Source organism: Candidatus Hydrogenedentota bacterium (assembly GCA_016791475.1).
In the GTDB taxonomy this organism is placed as follows: Bacteria; Hydrogenedentota; Hydrogenedentia; order Hydrogenedentales; family JAEUWI01; genus JAEUWI01.
The window spans coordinates 1-536 of sequence record JAEUWI010000423.1; the positions used below are offsets into that span (position 1 = coordinate 1).

Annotated in this window: 1 protein-coding gene; it reads left to right on the forward strand. The window is 51.5% G+C overall.

Going from position 1 to position 536, the window contains the following annotated elements; all coding sequences use genetic code 11:
* On the forward strand, positions 1-536 hold a 536-nt coding region (locus JNK74_30045), incomplete at both ends, for a glutamine--tRNA ligase (protein MBL7650412.1).

Below are 536 nucleotides of genomic sequence, written 5' to 3' on the forward strand. Positions count from 1 at the left end.
ACTCCATTTGTACTTTGGAATTCATACCGCACCGGCCGTTGTACGACTGGTGTATCGACAACCTCGAAATTTTTCCTTCACGTCAATACGAGTTTGCACGGCTGAACCTGAACTATACCGTGATGAGCAAAAGAAAACTGCTGCAACTGGTGAATGAAGGACATGTTTCGGGCTGGGACGACCCCCGCATGCCCACCATAAGCGGGTACCGCCGCAGGGGCTATACGCCGGAAAGTATTCGTAATTTTTGCGACCGTGTTGGGGTGGCCAAACGCGACAACCTGATAGAAGTATCGCTGCTCGAATTCTGTATTCGTGAACACCTGAACAAGATCGCCCTGCGCCGCATGGTGGTGTTCGACCCCGTTAAAGTAGTGCTCACCAACTACCCCGAGGGACAAACCGAAATGCTGCACGGCGAAAACAACCCGGAAGACGAACAAAGCGGTACAAGGGAAATGCCGTTTAGCCGGGAAATTTACCTGGAGCGTGAAGACTTTATGGAAAACCCGCCCAAAAAATATTTCCGCCTCGCG